We start from the raw sequence: 13151 nt of genomic DNA, 5'->3' as shown, positions 1-13151 counted from the left end.
ACTTAAACCTTCAACTACAACCTTTTTTTAAACATGATAAGCGAGCCCTTAAAAAGTAAATTCAAAATTTCACCGACAGCCAGTTTAGTGCTTTGTTTAGCCAGTGAACTTTATCGAGACGGAAAAACTTGCCAGGCATATGTAGAAAATATCGATACTTCAGAAGGAGAATCGCTCGTAAAAAGTTTTAAACAAGTATTCGAACACTCCGAGTCAATCGCAATATTGAGAAAGCGGTATATCCGCCATCTTTTCGAAGACTATGCTAAACAATTCCCAAAATTCCAGGTCTGTATTTTAGGAGCTGGCCTTGATCCGCTTTCACTTTATCTGCTAGAGCAATATCATGATCAAATCGAGACTATTTTTGAAGTGGACATGGAATCTATGGACGAAAAACGTGCTATGTATACCAAATTGATCGGTGATAATGATAAATTAAAGCTGATTACTCATGATGCTACCGATATTGATGCTTTGTTGGCAGAATTGAAAAAAATGGGCTATCATTCATCAATCCCTACTATATTCTTACTGGAGGGTTTTGTCTATTACATCAGCCGGGATAAGTTCAGTACATTACTTGAAAAATTAGCCGCCGCTGATGGGCAGAAAGCGGTAATACTGGATTACGTTATACCATTTGAAGCTGTTCATGAAAGCAATCGGGAGAAATCCCGCCTCATGCTTCGTTCTTTGGAACAAGGCTTAGGCTGGCCAATTATGGTTTACCACACATTTGATATTACCGGATTAATCCAATTTTTTAAAGGAAATATCAAAACAAGCGATTCAACACAATCAATGGAAAAAACATTATATGGGGAAAACAAAATTTACATTGAACCAACAAGTGGCTTTATGGAAATAATAAGTTTTCAGTTCTGATAAAGATTTTAAAGTTGAAAAAGCAAATGCCAAATTAATAACAATAAAAAGGAGACTCTATAAAGAATCTCCTTTTTTATCACCTTTTCCTTATCCTTCCCAACAGTCGGCTCGTCACATAACTCACGACTGTCCCGACCACCGCCATCAATGCGGTATGCGCGACATCACCAAGAGAAAAGCTAACCCATATCGAACAGAGCGTACCCCCTAAAGTTCCTATACGGATATCATTCCATTTCATCCCGCACCTCCTTTTCTTGATTAGGAAGGATCTGCTTTGGTGGAGGTGACTCCTCCTCTCCTTTTTTGTCTTTATCATCCAGCACCGTCTCCACCACACCTAGACCCAGAGCAATTTATTTAATAATATTTAACGCCTTTCCCGGCAATTTAACCGGCGCCAGCAAGACCACTTGCAACGCCGCACTTATTTTTTGAATTATCTTTTTCATTTGTTTTATTGTTAGAAGGTTAGAAAATGGTGAGAAGGTTATGAGGTGAGTAAAAAAGTTATGAGGTGATATCGTTAATAGGTTAGAGCTCCGTCACTTCGTTACTCAATCACTGTTCTTTCCCCAAAAGCCGAAGGCTTATCCTAAAGGCCTAGTATTCCGACTGCGTAATTTCACCGATGAAAGGGCGTTTAAAATGGATTTATGTCTGAGTGAAACGAGTTTAAATTCATTTAGTCTCTTCAAGGTGAAATAGCCTAAAGGAATACAGCCTTGAGTTATGGATTCGTGTTTGTTTTTTGGCATCCATGGTCTACCTACGGTCGGCTTTTGATTACTTTTTTCATCAAGAAAACTCTCGAAGAGACTCTTGAGTACCTCGTTAAATCAAATCATTAACGAAAAAAGTAATTCGCCCTGTGCCGGCGAAAGAGGCACAAAACATATTATGTCACTCCGTCACTTCGTTACTATGTTACTCTATCACTTGTCACTTCGTTACTCGTCACTATGACTTCATCACTCGTTCACTGTTCTTTCCCAAAAGCTTCAGGCTTAATCATGAGGCCTAGTATTCCGACTGCGTAATTTTACCGATGAAAAGACGTTAAAAATGAATTTCTGTTTGAGTGAAACGAGTTTAAATTCATTTAGCCTATTCAAGGTGAAATAGCATAAAGGAATGCAGCCTTGACTTTTGTCAAACTTTGTGTCAAGACAAAGTTTGTCGCCCTGTGCCGGCGAAAGAGGCACAAAACATATTATGTCACTCCGTCACTAGTTACTTCCGTCACTACTTTATATGTAAAAACACCTCCTGCTCCATATCCCAAAGCGAATAAACCAGAGACTTCAATTTTGCAAGCGCCTTTTTACTCTCCGTACCGCAACCTTCCCCCGTTAATGCTGTAACCGGAGCAATGCATCCCAATAACTCTTTCCGTGCATCGTTGGCTGCATGGATCAATATCGCTTCACGTCCCAATACAGCCGGAATTCCGATCTTCTCACCATGTCTGGTATACTTTCGTTTTTCCAATTTATAACTCCCCACCGGGATGCAGCTAAGCCTCGGCAGGTTATTGCGCCAGGGCAGTTCGATAGTACGGCAGATGACCTCACCTTCAAAAGTGAGGGTACCGTTCGTCCCTTGCTCTCCATAAATCCGTTGGAGATGCAAGATTTGTTTTGTTGACATGTTATTACATCATCTATTAAAAATTATTATTCATTTTCAGCTCCACCTGGTGAATAAATTTCAGGAAGCAGGTCGTTGCTATAACACAACCACCCACCACCTGAAAAATAATCCCGAAAGCCACACGCTTACCAAAACGGCCTAGCATTCCGACTGCGTAATTGAACGATGGAGAGGCGTAAAAATGAATTTCTGTCTGAGTGAAACGAGTTTAAATTCATTTAGCCTCTACGAGGTGAAATAGCACAAAGGAATGCAGCCTTGATTTTTTTGATTACTTTTTTCATCAAGGAAAACCTCGAAGAGAATCTTGAGTGCCAATAAAATCAAATCCTTAACGAAAAAAAGTAATTGCCAGTCACGGCATGAGTGACAACATTACGGTATCACGACCTGATGAATAGTCAGCGCATTATACTGACCATTTGCCAAAGGATAATAAGCACCGTTCACAAGCTGGTAGTATCCTGTCCCCACAAGTACCAGAACACTTTTATCAGGATCATGAGCAAGTGTAGCCGCAATATCCAGATCCATGGGTTGCATTTCACCAAGTTTGATATAAGCGGACCGTTGGATTACGGGACGCTTATCGGCTTCATCTCCCGAGAATTCCTGCAGAACCAGGGTGTACTGCACATGCGTCGCCCCACTCAACTTGGCGATATGCAAATTCGGAATCAGTTGCTCGCAGGATAAAAAACCTTCACCGCTAAAATTGTCGAAGGAAACCGACAAAGGTTTTAAGGTGATGTTTTTTAAACTGGCTCGCTGATTACATTCTAGACCATTCAGCAATACCATGTTTTGCGGTACTAAAACGCGCTCCCCGCGGACACTTACCGGATCCATCTGGATGACTTTTAACATCCGGCTTGCCAGCCTGGTACTGAATCTGTTGTCCGAATTTTCGAACAGCACATCCCGCAACAGATCACGCAGCTTTTTGCTCTCCTGCTGTGCTCTGCCAAATTCACTGCCGTTTTCACGGGTACGTGCAAATGCTGGATCATTGGCAATACGGTCGCTCGATACACCGGTCTTCATACGTGCCTGATAACCCACACTTTTTGATTTGTAAAAGGAAAGATCCCCGATCGTTCCATTTAATTTGATTAAACTTTCTACTCTTGCCATAATAGTATTGTTTTGACAATGCTAAGATGATCATCAGTACAAAAGCACTGGGATCAAAAGCGTAAAAAAGGGGAAAAATGCGGAATAATGATACTTGATTGCCTTAATAAATTGACCAAAATGTATCTAAACGCGAATAAAACTATATTATATAGAAAAAACTTATCTTAGTAAATGAATAACCAATAACATCATTTTTCTGGAGAGGAATCAAACCTAATCTGCAAAGCTTAAGGACTTAAGTACGTTGTAAACTTGGACGCTGTACGGTTATAAAGCGTGGCATAAGCGTATGTAAAGCGTAGATAGAGCGTAGATACAGTGTAAAAACAGTATGTTTCACGCACTTAGTACGCACTTACCACGCTCTTAGCCTATGCGCATACTGTACATAGCCAAATAGGCTTTACCCGTGCTCCATTACTGCTTTATACCTGCTTTATACCTGCTTAACAGGTGGTTTGATAGGGAATGTTTGTCTACGGTCAGGACAATCATTAGCAAATCCAGATGATCTGATTATCAACAGATCATCCCTCTAAAAACCAGAATAACATGAAAAACAAATCTCGTTTATGCATTTACCCCAAAGAAGCAGCACTTATATTGGGACGTACAGAAAAACACACCTACAGAATCTTTCAGGCCATACGCGATTGCTACGGATTGAAATCAAACCAGTATGTCAGCATCAGTTTATTTGCAGACTATACCGGATTGCCGGAAGAAGAAATTAGAAAATTATTGCTCTAATATGCTTTAAACTGAAACAGCTGGAGAGGACTGTTTCTCCCTATATTGATTCCATACATACTGCAATATAATCCAAGAAAACACTTTTTTTATATACTCATGTTTCATTTCTATCGGTTCTTCCTGACCTCGAACTTTTACTTTAACAAGTTTAGAGCTCATGACTTCGTATGAAACAACCGATGTACCTGGAATAAGGTGATTACGCGAGATCCGGACCATTCTTGGAAATACCCTGTTCATTTCTTCCAAAGAACTTTCGTACACAGTGAACACTTCACCATCCAATAGATAGATATCCTGACAGAGCACACCTTCCCGATTTGCACCAAAAATAAAAGCAACATGCTCTTCTTTGATCACCCTGTCATTCAACTCATTGACAAATTGATATCTACTAAACGGATCATATTCATAGGGAACAATATCATTAAGTAAAATATAGGACAGCTGCTGTATATGGTGCTCATCAAGTTCATGTGTTACAGCTGTACTTTTGAGCACGATTTCTTTTGTCAGCCTATCAATCTCATCAGTCAACTGTCGTTCACGCAATTCAGCTTGCGCCACATGTTTATCTGCATTAACTAAACTTATTTTCAATTCAGCATTGATACTATCCAAACTAGATTTTAATCCATCTAGCTCCTCCCTATGTTTTAAATCAGCTTTTTCTAATAACATTTTTTGACGTACATCTCCATCTTTATGCTCATCCTTCAAAGTTTTTACCAGCACGGTTTTTTTATTAAGGTAAAAAGCATACATCCGTATTACCATAAATGCATTGCACAGAACCAATAAAAGGAGCATCAGCATTAAGTCACTGTTTACATGATCGTGCTGAAATATAGCAGGACCATAGAAAAACCTTATTAAACCCACACCACAGATAAAAGGCAAAATGACTCCAAAGAAAGTATGATAAAAACTGGCATGTAATACGTTAGTCTCCCAGAGCCGTAAACGAAACACATAGAATGCGACAACATTTACGATCGTCAGCAACAAACCACCGATTACAAAGGTTTTAAGCATGACCTTCATTACTGGCTTACTGAAAATATAACTCATTGACATATCATCGAATGGAAACAAAGATGCCATGACCATAGCAATGGCAATGCAGATAACGAAAATACGCCAACTGATAATTTTAAAATATGTTTTGATATAACTATTCATGCACTGGTTTAAGTTGTCAAATTGGATTACTTATGACCAGCGGTTAACAAACCATAAGTAAAAAGAAATATAAAAATATTTAAAAATTTCGACATTTAGAGTAACAATTTCGCAACCACTAAAAAGCGAATCACGTAATTGATGAAAAAAAACAGGCGTTAAGCTATCAAAACAGCACCTAAAATGCAAAAAACTATCGATTCGATAAAATAAACTGCCGATTCGATTTTTCCAATACGTTATTTCAGGTGTTTTTTTAAATCGAAGCATATCTTTGAAGGTAATATTTAACATAAATCTAAACAATAATGACAGATCAATTTCCCTTCAATCAGGTAGGAGCTACAGATTGGAGAACTGCCCTTTACGCAGCTACTCAAACTGTTATAGATGTCGAAAAACAGTTTATTCAAACCGGTTTTATCAATTGGTTACCGCAACGATTTCAACTCAGTACCGATCAATTTCAATACGCCGTATCTTTAGGTCCACAGGCACAACAATCTATTGCCAATTCGCTTATTACTGCTATTGATAACAGAGCAACTATAGTATTGGTAAACGATGCACAAAGAAAAGGACAAGGAAATAGCAAGACCGCCAACTCGACGCAAAGCTTCGTTCCGGATCCAGAAATACCAGAAACAAGTATTATGGTGCTCACCTTTTCATTCTCATATCTGTAAACAATTGGATAGTCTAAATATGGAAAGAACAAAATATCAAAACCTATTATTTGAAATATTGCATGAACTCGCTCCTGTGCCACCCGCTTTATGGTCAAGCATATTAGCTGTTGTTGAGATCAGATCCATCAAAAAAGGCAGGTACCTTCAGGCTAAGCTATTGGATCTGCATATTGTATTGGAGGGAATCATTATCAAACGCTGGGATGACGCTGGCCCGCTCCAAAATGATGTCATCGACTTTATCTCAAAAAAACAATTTATTCTTCATATTGAAGATGTTGATGGCAGTTATTTTAAAGCAGATAGCGATGTCGTGACGGCTTTCATCAGCCGGGAGAATATCATCAAGCTCATGGAAGAGCACCCCATTTTTGCAAACCATTCAAATTATTTAATTGCGACGGTATTGAACCGTAGATCGTTCAGAGGGAGACTTCTCAAAATGCCTGCAAAAGACCGAAAAATAACTTTCGGAAAAGAATATCCAGAAGCAAATTTTTATTGCAGTATAAGCGATAAAAGTTCTTTTTTAGGGATAAGCGCCTCCTACTACAGCACAATTTAGGCTTCTATAGACAACTGCATACTCAAGGTAAAGATGCAGTTGTCTATCGTAAATTAGAAATCTTTTTGCAAGACCTCTCCTTACTGCAAATCATTTCCAAGTATGGCTACAGCACTCAAAAAAAGCATAATCTTAGATTTTAAAGAATTAAATCATCAAAATCGTAGATCATTTTCTCGAAAATCGTAGATGAAAACCTCAAATATCTAAGATCCAAACCGGCCTTATTGCCATTATCTTTACTTCAACAGTTCGGTACAATAAGCACAGATGTCTCCTCTCCCATCTGTGTTTACCTACCTGATTGAAAAAAAAGATGCAATAGAGGTGAACTTACAATATAATAGCCAGATCCGATTATCATAAAAGCCGTAGCCCCAAGTTCACCCTTGCATCTTTAAAACATATTTGCTGAAGCACATGATAAAACCGAATTATGAAACAAACCATTATTCTCAATCATCCACCCGATTTCCAGGAGGTAGCTCATTCGGATTTAAGGGTTACTTATCCCATTCGCTATGCCCACACCACTTACTGGGCAAATGCGACTAACCGTTATGCAGTGCAGACCTTCGATGGACGGTATGCCTATATCTATTATTACGAATTTTGGATCGACACTACAACGACAGTAGCTCTCACCTCTCTAGCGCCAGATCTACACCTCTGTTATCCTTTACTGAGTACCGGGGCACAACCGATCACACTACACGATCCTAACGCACAGCTCGCGCTTCATTTTCAGCACGAACGTGCCAGTTATCTTTATCTGCCTAAGACAGAATTGACAGTCGAACTGCCCATAGGCCATCACATCATTATCGGGATCACGCTTGATGCTGGACTGTTCAGACCGCATCTGGAGCGTCACTTTGAATTTGTCATGCCACTGGTATACGCCAAACGAGCGGCTGATCCCGTGCCTCTTCAAAGCTCCGATTTTAAAATCGGTCCATTGACACGTACAGAAATCTTAAACCTCTTCAGCCAAATCAATCCCAGGAATATGGAAAACGAATACCTACTCGTCCACCATCAGATCTATCTCATCACCTTGTCGAGACTCAAGATCATTAGCGAGACGACCAAAATAAACACAACAATAGCATTAGTAGATCAGGCACGTGCCTATCTGGAACTTGCCGTAAATAAGTTTGGCGCAAAGGCACTGATCAAAGATATTGTTAAAAGCTTACAGGTAGACCACAACCAGTTAGCTCGACTGCATCAGGAGTATTACGGTTGCCGTTTACACGCATATCGCAACCAATTGCTCCTCGAGCGCATTATAAGACAATTGGAAGATTATCCCCAACAGATCGCTACTTTGGCCGAGCAGTTAAATTTTGCGGGACATAGCGAACTCAATCGCTTTTTTAAAAAGCTGACCGGTAAATCTATCAGTCAGTTTAAGAAATCGTAATTCAAAGACTTATGATAGCACATGTTTTCAAAAATCTATCTGACCAGCGGATGAAAACCATACTCCAGAAGATGTATAGTGAAGTACCTCGTGTAATGAAAATGCTTGCACCCGAAGGCTGGAAAAAATCCAAGTATCACAAACAGATCCAAGAGCAGCAGCAGCATGCCCATAGTGAATATCTCACAGATATACTAGCCGGAAAAAAACAAAGTAGCTGTGTCAATAAGCAGCTCATGGATGAAGTTACTTTTATAAATAAATATGCGCTCAACCATGAAGAGTATCATTCTTTCCAATATCCCGGGCTCGACCAAGATGAGCAGGAAGTATTTTTTATCTTTTTGCTATTGCTCTGTGATATCAGTGAAGAAGGCGACCTGTTATATCAGCAAACTAATCAAAGTGACATCATCCATTATTACCTCGCCTATGTAGATGTGGAAAAAATAGCACTGGAAATTGCAGGGGAACAGGAACATATTCCGAAGGACGATATTGAATACTTTTTGTTCAGTGATTTCACCATAGACTGGGATGAAATGGAACGGTTCAATTGCCTTCAATTAATCTTTAAAATATTGCAGGCAGAAGAGTACATCTGGCACCATATCGACGATGAACTGCAGCACATTGCTATCTGTTATCACGAAGATCACTATCTCGCATATAGTGCGCTACCTTTTTACGAAAAAAGTCTGCGGCAACATGAGATCATAAAAACCATTCAACAGTACGTGAGCAAGTATCAAGATAGCTGGTTAGATCCGTATGATTTTGATGCCATTATCGCACTTTTCAATCGACATAAAATAAATTATGCCGTACTGGCTTATGTGCATTGCTACCAAGCATTTCCGGTAGGCTATCCCTACCAGGTCTATCATTACTTCGACGGTTATTCAAAAGAATAAAACTTACAAGATGAAAAGTGCACAATCAAGAAGTGAATTCTACCTAACACCTGCCTTATTTTACAGCCTATCTTTGATATAGATTCAAATGAGGGTTAGAAAGTGAGAAGGTTAATGAGTTAGATAGATTGGAAAGTGAGAAGGTTAGAAGGTTAGAGAATAAAAATTACGTTGGTTTTTTAATTGAAATAATGTCATGATGAACAGAACAGGTATCAAAAGATACCGTCGCAAATTTGCGACATTCCCCGGTGGCCGGGGCAGGATATAAAAGTCCACTTTAATAGTAAAAGCCTCCGTTGCGTGGAAGCTTTTACGTGGCCATCCTTCAACACGTAGGATGATCGATTTGAACCGATATGAATATACGAAATATTTATATCATATAAAAATTCACTTAAAACTTGTCAATTATGGCTTGGTTCGAACTAACAGGGACAGACCCTACATCGCCTTCGCATTTTACATTACGTGCAATTGCTCCCAATTGCCCTGGAAACGATCAAATTTGCTCTATACAGGCAATGAACGATGGTAGCAACAATCCAGTAATTACGAATGCGTTGCAAAATGAGATGATTTTGGCTTTACAGAATGCTACACCTAGCACCAACGTAAAGCTTAAAGATCGTCCATAACATTTCTTACATATTAATTTGGAAAGGTGCGGTGAAGAGCCGCACCTTATTTAAAAATTTATTAAAGCTGATTTATGAATTGGTATTTATTTACAGGCAGCAACCCTACAGATCCTGCACATTATACACGCGTCGCTTCGCAACCAAACTGTATAGGATCTTGTGTTATCTGCGCTATCAGAGCATCTGATGATGGTAATGGCAATCCTGTTATTTCAGTCAGCCTTTTACAGGAAATGATCTTAGCATTAAGCAACAAAACGAATTCTGCTAACGTCCTGCTGAAAGACTAAAACAGTAAAATTTATAAACAATAAAAAAGGAGGTAAATATGGCATGGTTTGAACTTACAGGGACAGATCCCTATCAAGCATCTAATTATACATTAAGGCAAACACAGCCATTTTGTACAGGAACAGATCAAGTTTGTGCAATTCAGGCGCTGAACGACGGCAGTAATAATCCGGTTATCAGTCCAACGTTGGAACAAGAAATTGAGTTAGCTTTAGCTAATAATACACCTAGTACAAATGTAAAGTTGAAGGATGTCTGATTACTTTAAACTAAATAAGGGTAGGTTTCATACCTACCCTTATATTTCTACCTAATTCTCTTCCACTACAAGAACTTCCATCTCTTCCCGACCATACTTTGCTTTTACTCCGTATACTTCCAGTTGCTGATTCAGTTCTTCCAAATTCTTAAAACTGCCCAATGTGTATAATATTTCCTTTGATTTTAATTTGTCTAAAACAGGGGGAAATTTCCCACTCCATTCAATCATTAATCTGATACCGCTAGATCCCGTAACTTTATAACCATTTGTAATCTTTAGATTCGGATTTTCCTTTACTGCGCAAGGTTCAACAATGATACAGTCCATCATTTTAGTACTATAGTAAGTTTTTAATCCAAAAAAACTATGCAGATCATTTAAAATTGCTCGTGCTTGAACAGAATCAGATACGTGATTAAAATCTCTTCGCTCATAACAGATTCCGTATTTACGGATCCACTCCTCGCCTTGTTTGTTAAAATCATGGTAGATAGAAGAATCCCTAACTTTCCAATCGACTCTTTGTGGCAATCTGAGATAAGTTGGTGGCTTAATAATGGACCACGCATTTATTATGGATATAAAGATAGACCTATTGTATACTGTGCTTACATTTTGTCCGGAAATACTATCTCTCTTAATTTGCAGTCCCTGTACAGGCACCCCATCTTGATAACGGGATATCCAGGTACCTGCAATCACTTTACTATCTGATGAAGACTGCAGATCACCTTTACCAAAATCATCCTTTAAGGGTAGGTCAATACTGCCCTTTTGTATTAAAGCCAGTAAATTTTCTTCATTTATAGACCGGTGAAATGTAATCGCTTTCACTTTTCCTTTGTATACGATTGCAACATGTGGTTTTCCTATATGTGGAAATAAAGAAAACAGTTCCTTATCATCATAGATGACCGGTAGGTTGACCTTATGTTCTTTTAGATATTCATTTTCATTAAAGAACTTATCCATGGTAGGTCTATCCTGCCAAGTGATATTGAAGATCTGTATTTTATCGGCAAGTTTATTTTGCAGTTCCTGCAGTTTGGGCATGGAGCTGATGCAGGTTCCACAGAAAGTATCAAAAAAATCCAATATGATCACTTTATTTTCCAATCCTTTCCAGTCGATCTGTTTAAAATCTCCACGCATCAATGCCACTGAAGCAGGTGGTGTAAAATCTGAACCTACTGAAAGAACTTTACTGCGGTCTATGTCCAATGAGTTCTGTGAATAGCTCATTTGCAAAAGAGCTAAAACGAAAATTAGAGTTGCGATTATTTTTGTTTTCATCTATTTATTTTTTTAGTTGTTGAGGAGTGCTCGAGTAAATAATATTTGCGCTGTATGTCAACATTATTTACATCTCGATTTCCTAATTTTTCAATTGTTATTAACGTTCATTTTGAGGGATATTTCCCAATTTCACTACTGGATCAGGTAATCTAAAAGCATATTTCAGACTATTGAAAGGTAGGCGGTATTCCTGCCCGTTTATCGTACGGATCAGATCTTTTTTAAACTTAGCTTCCAGATTCAGTCTTTTAAGATCAGCCCAGCGCCTTCCCCTAAACAGTAACTCCTTTCTTCTCTCCTGTAATATTATTTCCAATAATGCCTTTGTATCGGATATGGTGATATCAACATACTCACCTGTTTGCCAGCGGGATCTTAGTAACGTATTCAGTGCTTCCTGAGCTTCCCCGACTTTGTTTAACCTTGCTGCCGCTTCAGCTTTAATGAGATAAACTTCACTGGTCGTGATTCCGACAAAAAGTTGTGCCATTGAATTAGCATAATTTCCTTTGAAATTATAAGCACCTTCTACGTTATCACTCAACTGGAAAAATATCTTTTTTCGCAGATCTTTTTCTTGATATGATTGATATAATACCGGTTCAACCAATGCATTATAATAGTTCATTAATCCTGCATTACTTGTTACAGCAGGAAACAGTACTTCTTTGTTAAACTGCGGAATGGGCAATTCATCATATTGATTCAATGAATTGAAGTTTAACAATTGGGCATTCAAAAGCAGGGCCGAATTGGCCATCTTAAATGCTTCTTCATAGTGCGCCATTCCGAGATAAACACGTGCTAAAGCGCCGTATGCTGCTGCTCTATTCGGATGTCCTTTTACGGGTTGCACTACCGGTAAATTGGAAATGGCCATCCTGTAATCTGCTATAATTTGGCTGTAGGTCTCTGCCAGTGAAGCTCGAACCGAGGTGATGTCCATATCTGCCGAAAGCCTTAAGGGAATACCAAATGCCGTACCTGCTGTTGAAACTGAATAAGCGGGCGCGAACACTTCAGTTACCTGATGAAAAGCAAATGCTCTGAAAAAATAAGTTGTTCCGAGGACTTTCTTATACTGATCCTCATGTTGCAGTGCCTGCAGATTCGAAAGCATAGCCAACACCTGATTAGCAAGATAAACCACACGATAAGGACTTTGCCACTGCGTAACATCATCGTACTGTTTATCGGCCCATACATAGGCGCTTTTTTGTTCCGGATTGGATAATTCGTCCCAATAGGAATCGGCTATAAAATAATCATCTATGCCCCATTCGCCACTTACCGGATAGCCCGTATTGAAGTTGCTATAATCATTTAAAAGCAATTCGGCATCTTTTAAGGTTTTAGGGATGACCATTTTTTGATCGGGTTTCTCTTCCAGAAATTTGGAGCATGAAACCAGCATCATAAAAAGTAAAATTATCAATATGTTCTTTTTCATG

14 protein-coding genes are annotated in these 13151 nt (G+C 38.9%); 9 read left to right on the top strand and 5 right to left on the bottom strand.

The window, feature by feature from the left end:
• Positions 1 to 33 precede the first annotated feature (33 nt).
• Positions 34 to 888, top strand: a complete 855-nt coding sequence (locus tag JAZ75_RS17430; RefSeq protein WP_208697053.1) for a class I SAM-dependent methyltransferase — start codon at positions 34 to 36, stop codon at positions 886 to 888.
• Positions 889 to 2136: 1248 nt separating this feature from the next.
• Here JAZ75_RS17430 and JAZ75_RS17425 read toward each other — a convergent pair.
• Both JAZ75_RS17425 and JAZ75_RS17420 read right to left on the bottom strand, forming a co-directional pair.
• Positions 2137 to 2523 (bottom strand): DUF5675 family protein, encoded by a 387-nt coding sequence (locus JAZ75_RS17425; RefSeq protein WP_232789244.1) that lies wholly within the window; start codon positions 2521 to 2523, stop codon positions 2137 to 2139.
• A gap of 396 nt (positions 2524 to 2919) precedes the next feature.
• Positions 2920 to 3678 (bottom strand): hypothetical protein, encoded by a 759-nt coding sequence (locus JAZ75_RS17420; RefSeq protein ID WP_208697049.1) that lies wholly within the window; start codon positions 3676 to 3678, stop codon positions 2920 to 2922.
• A gap of 555 nt (positions 3679 to 4233) precedes the next feature.
• Here JAZ75_RS17420 and JAZ75_RS17415 point away from each other — a divergent pair.
• A complete protein-coding gene (locus JAZ75_RS17415; protein ID WP_208697047.1) occupies positions 4234 to 4431 on the top strand; it encodes a hypothetical protein in 198 nt (65 codons plus the stop codon).
• Positions 4432 to 4437: 6 nt separating this feature from the next.
• Here JAZ75_RS17415 and JAZ75_RS17410 read toward each other — a convergent pair whose 3' ends face one another.
• Positions 4438 to 5616 carry a hypothetical protein gene (locus JAZ75_RS17410; RefSeq protein ID WP_208697045.1) on the bottom strand — a complete coding sequence of 393 codons (1179 nt, stop codon included), beginning with the start codon at positions 5614 to 5616 and terminating at the stop codon, positions 4438 to 4440.
• 308 nt (positions 5617 to 5924) lie between these two features.
• Between JAZ75_RS17410 and JAZ75_RS17405 the strand changes: the two genes are divergently transcribed.
• The 7 genes from JAZ75_RS17405 to JAZ75_RS17375 all read left to right on the top strand — a co-directional run bounded on the left by JAZ75_RS17405 (position 5925) and on the right by JAZ75_RS17375 (position 10401).
• Positions 5925 to 6302: a hypothetical protein gene (locus tag JAZ75_RS17405; RefSeq protein ID WP_208697043.1), complete on the top strand. Its 378-nt coding sequence runs from the start codon at positions 5925 to 5927 to the stop codon at positions 6300 to 6302.
• Between the two features lie 19 nt (positions 6303 to 6321).
• Positions 6322 to 6870, top strand: a complete 549-nt coding sequence (locus JAZ75_RS17400) for a hypothetical protein (RefSeq protein ID WP_208697041.1) — start codon at positions 6322 to 6324, stop codon at positions 6868 to 6870.
• A 436-nt stretch (positions 6871 to 7306) separates the two neighbouring features.
• Entirely contained in the window at positions 7307 to 8296 is a 990-nt protein-coding gene (locus JAZ75_RS17395; protein WP_208697039.1) for a helix-turn-helix domain-containing protein, read from the top strand.
• 11 nt (positions 8297 to 8307) lie between these two features.
• Entirely contained in the window at positions 8308 to 9210 is a 903-nt protein-coding gene (locus JAZ75_RS17390) for a hypothetical protein (RefSeq protein ID WP_208697038.1), read from the top strand.
• Between the two features lie 413 nt (positions 9211 to 9623).
• Complete coding sequence (locus tag JAZ75_RS17385; protein ID WP_168126201.1) at positions 9624 to 9848, top strand: hypothetical protein; 225 nt, start codon at positions 9624 to 9626, stop codon at positions 9846 to 9848.
• Between the two features lie 74 nt (positions 9849 to 9922).
• Positions 9923 to 10141, top strand: a complete 219-nt coding sequence (locus tag JAZ75_RS17380; protein WP_208697036.1) for a hypothetical protein — start codon at positions 9923 to 9925, stop codon at positions 10139 to 10141.
• Between the two features lie 38 nt (positions 10142 to 10179).
• The gene (locus JAZ75_RS17375) at positions 10180 to 10401 is read left to right on the top strand and encodes a hypothetical protein (protein ID WP_168126199.1); all 222 of its coding nucleotides are present in this window, start codon (positions 10180 to 10182) and stop codon (positions 10399 to 10401) included.
• 51 nt (positions 10402 to 10452) lie between these two features.
• Here the strand turns inward: JAZ75_RS17375 and JAZ75_RS17370 are convergent, their stop codons facing one another.
• Both JAZ75_RS17370 and JAZ75_RS17365 read right to left on the bottom strand, forming a co-directional pair.
• The gene (locus JAZ75_RS17370; RefSeq protein WP_208697034.1) at positions 10453 to 11697 is read right to left on the bottom strand and encodes a TlpA family protein disulfide reductase; all 1245 of its coding nucleotides are present in this window, start codon (positions 11695 to 11697) and stop codon (positions 10453 to 10455) included.
• A gap of 100 nt (positions 11698 to 11797) precedes the next feature.
• A complete protein-coding gene (locus JAZ75_RS17365; RefSeq protein ID WP_208697032.1) occupies positions 11798 to 13150 on the bottom strand; it encodes a RagB/SusD family nutrient uptake outer membrane protein in 1353 nt (450 codons plus the stop codon).
• Position 13151 lies beyond the last annotated feature (1 nt).

The sequence above is a fragment of the Sphingobacterium sp. UDSM-2020 genome, from assembly GCF_016132525.1.
Taxonomy (GTDB): domain Bacteria; phylum Bacteroidota; class Bacteroidia; order Sphingobacteriales; family Sphingobacteriaceae; genus Sphingobacterium; species Sphingobacterium anhuiense.
This window is presented reverse-complemented; position numbering and strand designations above follow the sequence as displayed.

Excerpts from the sequence above, each read along its gene's own strand:
- JAZ75_RS17410 (WP_208697045.1), bottom strand. The coding sequence starts at position 5,616 with ATGAATAGTTATATCAAAACATATTTTAAAATTATCAGTTGGCGTATT.
- JAZ75_RS17420 (WP_208697049.1), bottom strand. The coding sequence starts at position 3,678 with ATGGCAAGAGTAGAAAGTTTAATCAAATTAAATGGAACGATCGGGGAT.
- JAZ75_RS17430 (WP_208697053.1), top strand. The coding sequence starts at position 34 with ATGATAAGCGAGCCCTTAAAAAGTAAATTCAAAATTTCACCGACAGCC.
- JAZ75_RS17395 (WP_208697039.1), top strand. The coding sequence starts at position 7,307 with ATGAAACAAACCATTATTCTCAATCATCCACCCGATTTCCAGGAGGTA.
- JAZ75_RS17390 (WP_208697038.1), top strand. The coding sequence starts at position 8,308 with ATGATAGCACATGTTTTCAAAAATCTATCTGACCAGCGGATGAAAACC.
- JAZ75_RS17365 (WP_208697032.1), bottom strand. The coding sequence starts at position 13,150 with ATGAAAAAGAACATATTGATAATTTTACTTTTTATGATGCTGGTTTCA.
- JAZ75_RS17375 (WP_168126199.1), top strand. The coding sequence starts at position 10,180 with ATGGCATGGTTTGAACTTACAGGGACAGATCCCTATCAAGCATCTAAT.
- JAZ75_RS17370 (WP_208697034.1), bottom strand. The coding sequence starts at position 11,697 with ATGAAAACAAAAATAATCGCAACTCTAATTTTCGTTTTAGCTCTTTTG.
- JAZ75_RS17415 (WP_208697047.1), top strand. The coding sequence starts at position 4,234 with ATGAAAAACAAATCTCGTTTATGCATTTACCCCAAAGAAGCAGCACTT.
- JAZ75_RS17400 (WP_208697041.1), top strand. The coding sequence starts at position 6,322 with ATGGAAAGAACAAAATATCAAAACCTATTATTTGAAATATTGCATGAA.
- JAZ75_RS17385 (WP_168126201.1), top strand. The coding sequence starts at position 9,624 with ATGGCTTGGTTCGAACTAACAGGGACAGACCCTACATCGCCTTCGCAT.
- JAZ75_RS17380 (WP_208697036.1), top strand. The coding sequence starts at position 9,923 with ATGAATTGGTATTTATTTACAGGCAGCAACCCTACAGATCCTGCACAT.
- JAZ75_RS17405 (WP_208697043.1), top strand. The coding sequence starts at position 5,925 with ATGACAGATCAATTTCCCTTCAATCAGGTAGGAGCTACAGATTGGAGA.